At 61.6% G+C, this 3,349-nt stretch carries 2 protein-coding genes and 3 pseudogenes; all 5 read left to right on the plus strand.

From position 1 onward, the window contains the following. A pseudogene (locus L9Z73_RS31655) lies at positions 1–127 on the plus strand (hypothetical protein); the annotation flags it as partial. Then, positions 123–521: pseudogene (locus L9Z73_RS27860) on the plus strand (malto-oligosyltrehalose synthase); the annotation flags it as partial. The pseudogenes L9Z73_RS31655 and L9Z73_RS27860, both read left to right, overlap by 5 nt. A gap of 29 nt (positions 522–550) precedes the next feature. Further along, positions 551–820, plus strand: a complete 270-nt coding sequence (locus L9Z73_RS27865) for a DUF2934 domain-containing protein (RefSeq protein ID WP_247407937.1) — start codon at positions 551–553, stop codon at positions 818–820. A gap of 129 nt (positions 821–949) precedes the next feature. Then, a complete protein-coding gene (gene glgX / locus L9Z73_RS27870) occupies positions 950–3,109 on the plus strand; it encodes a glycogen debranching protein GlgX (RefSeq protein WP_247407938.1) in 2,160 nt (719 codons plus the stop codon). Position 3,110: 1 nt separating this feature from the next. Further along, positions 3,111–3,349 (plus strand): annotated as a pseudogene (locus tag L9Z73_RS27875) (acyl-CoA dehydrogenase); the annotation flags it as partial.

Here is a 3,349-nt window from a genome sequence, read left to right on the forward strand (position 1 = left end):
CGACCTGGCCTACGAGCTGGAAGGCCTTTACGAAGGCCTGGTGGACCGTCGCTACAGCTATTCCCATGAGCTGTCCCAGGTGCTGATGGCCAGTCATGAGCACTTGGCGTTGCAGTTGGACCAACTGGCATGACGGGCGCATCAAGCAGGCCTTGATTGCCCAGGTGCTGGCCTTGCGCAAGGCCCATCCTGAGGTGTTCCATCGGGGCAGCTACACGCCCTTGGACGTGGTCGGCCAACATGCCGAACACGTGGTCGCGTTCTGTCGCGAACACCAGGGCATACGCGTATTGGTGGTGGTGCCACGCTGGCCCCATCGCCTGCTGGAAAATGGTCTGCATCCGCAGGTCAATGCGCGGGTTTGGGGCGATACGCGGGTGAAATTACCGTTCGCCGCGCCAACCGAAAACTGGAAGGGACTTTTTCATACAGGCGCAGTCACACCAGACAAGGAGCTGTTAATCAGTACTGCGCTGGGGGATTTCCCGGTCAATGTCTTTATCAATCCTGATGATCAATAAAGCTGAAATTTTCTGCGAGGAGCATTGTGATGAGTACTGAAGACAAACGTGTTCGAGAATTCGCGTATCAGATCTGGGAATCGGAGGGCAAGCCGCAAGGTCAGGAGGCGCGCCATTGGGAGATGGCCCGCAAGCTGGCAGAGGCCGAAGCGCTGACGCCAAGCAAGCCCAAACCCGCCGCCAAGCCGAAAACCCCACCCAAGCCGGCAGCGAAAGCCAAGCCGCCGGCCCCGGCCCCAGGCAAACCCGCAGCGCCGGCGGCTAAAAAGCCGGCTGCCGCGAAAAAACCCAAGCCGTAAGCCCTGTGACCTCATGATCCTCCCGCCGGCAACCCCGGTCGGAGGTCGAGCACTTTCTGGTTCGTCAGCTGAACCCTAGTCAGCGGGGCCGCTTTTGGCCCGAAAAAAGACCTGTGCAGGAGCAACACAATGAGCAAAGCCGATAAAAACCCAGCGACGCCGGCCCCCGAGCCGTCGCGGATTCGCGAAGGTTTGCCCTTCCCCCTGGGTGCGACCTGGGACGGCCTGGGTGTCAACTTTGCGCTGTTCTCGGCGAACGCCACCAAAGTCGAGCTGTGCCTGTTCGACGACGCCGGCGTTGTCGAGCTGGAACGTATCGAACTTCCCGAATACACCGATGAGATCTTCCACGGCTACCTGCCCGACGCCCACCCTGGGCTGATTTACGGCTACCGTGTGTACGGCGCGTATGACCCGGCCAACGGCCACCGTTTCAACCACCACAAATTGCTGATCGACCCCTACGCCAAACAGCTGGTGGGCGAACTTAAATGGTCCGAAGCGCTGTTTGGCTACACCATCGGCCACCCCGACGACGACCTCAGTTTCGACGAACGCGACAGCGCGCCCTTCGTGCCCAAGTGCAAGGTCATCGACCCGGCGCACACCTGGGGCAACGACCAACCGGTGCGCGTGCCGTGGGACCGCACGATCATTTATGAAACCCACCTGCGCGGCATCAGCATGCGTCACCCCAGCGTCGGCGAAGCCGTGCGCGGCACCTGCGCCGGGCTGATGGAAGACGATGTGCTCAAGCACATCCGTCAGTTGGGTATTTCTTCCGTCGAACTGTTGCCGGTGCATGCCTTTGTCAACGACCAGCATTTGCTGGAAAAAGACATGACCAACTACTGGGGCTACAACAGCATCGCTTTCTTCGCGCCGGACCCGCGCTACCTGGCCAGCGGCAAGATCGCCGAGTTCAAGGAGATGGTCGCGCACCTGCACGAAGCCAAGCTGGAAGTGATCCTCGACGTGGTCTACAACCACACCGCCGAAGGCAACGAGCGCGGCCCGACCCTGTCGATGCGCGGCATCGACAACGCCTCCTACTACCGCCTGATGCCGGACGACAAGCGTTTCTATATCAACGACTCCGGCACCGGCAACACCCTGGACCTGAGCCACCCATGCGTGCTGCAGATGGTCACGGACTCCCTGCGTTACTGGGCCACCGAGATGCATGTCGACGGGTTCCGCTTCGACCTGGCGACCATCCTCGGCCGTTATCGTGACGGTTTCGACGAGCGTCACAGTTTCCTCGTCGCCTGCCGTCAAGACCCGGTACTGCGCCAGTTGAAACTCATCGCCGAACCCTGGGACTGCGGCCCCGGCGGCTATCAGGTGGGCAATTTCCCGCCGGGCTGGGTGGAATGGAACGACCGTTTCCGCGACACCGTGCGCGCCTTCTGGAAAGGCGATGACGGCCAACTGGCGGACTTCGCCGGACGCATGACCGCGTCGGGCGAAATGTTCAACCACCGTGGCCGCAGGCCTTACAGCTCGGTGAATTTCATCACCGCCCACGACGGTTTCACCCTGCATGACCTGGTGTCGTACAACGACAAGCACAACGAAGCCAACGACGAAAACAACCAGGACGGTAGCAACAACAACCTGTCGTGGAACCATGGCGTCGAAGGCCCCACCGACGACCCACAAATCAACGCCCTGCGCCTGCGCCAGATGCGCAATTTCTTCGCCACCCTGCTGCTCGCCCAGGGCACGCCGATGCTGGTGGCCGGGGATGAGTTCGCGCGTACCCAGCACGGCAACAACAACGCCTATTGCCAGGACAGCGAGATCGGCTGGGTCAACTGGGAACTGGACGATGACGGCAAGGCGCTGCTCAAGTTTGTGAAACGCTTGATCAAACTGCGCATGGCTTACCCGATCCTGCGTCGTGGCCGCTTCCTGGTGGGCGACTACAACGAAGAGATCGGCGTGAAGGACGTCACCTGGCTCGCGCCGGATGGCAACGAGATGAGCACCGAGCAATGGGAAGACAGCCACGGCCGCTGCCTGGGCATGCTGATGGATGGCCGTGCCCAGGAGACCGGGATTCGCCGTCCGGGTGGCGATGCGACCTTGCTGCTGGTGGTCAACGCCCATCACGACCAGGTCAATTTCAGCCTGCCCCCCGTTCCGGAAGGCCAGTTCTGGACCTGCATGCTCGACACCAATGACACGGCGGTACGCGGTCAGGAGCGCTTTGATTTCCACCATGAATACGCCGTCACCGGGCGCTCGCTGCTGCTGTTTGAACTGCAGCACGACGACGAGGTGTGACGTGGGTCTACATGGGTTCCTTCAAGGCTACCGGGGTTATGCGGACACGCAGGCTCTAGGCGCGGCCCTGAAGGCGCTGCAGGCGGCGGGCCTGGACCAACTGCCCTTCCCCGGCAGTGGCCAGACCCTTGAGCGGTTCAGTCGTCTGGCCCAGGTGGCCGGGCACGACCTGCGATTGTGCAAGTTGTTCGAAGGCCACACCGATGCCTTGGCAGTCATTGCCGAGCTGCGCAGCCCGTT

Origin of the sequence: Pseudomonas emilianonis, assembly GCF_023072625.1 — a bacterium.
Lineage (GTDB): Bacteria > Pseudomonadota > Gammaproteobacteria > Pseudomonadales > Pseudomonadaceae > Aquipseudomonas > Aquipseudomonas paraveronii.

Coding starts and splice junctions, on each gene's coding strand:
- L9Z73_RS27865 (WP_247407937.1), top strand. CDS start 551: ATGAGTACTGAAGACAAACGTGTTCGAGAATTCGCGTATCAGATCTGG.
- glgX (WP_247407938.1), top strand. CDS start 950: ATGAGCAAAGCCGATAAAAACCCAGCGACGCCGGCCCCCGAGCCGTCG.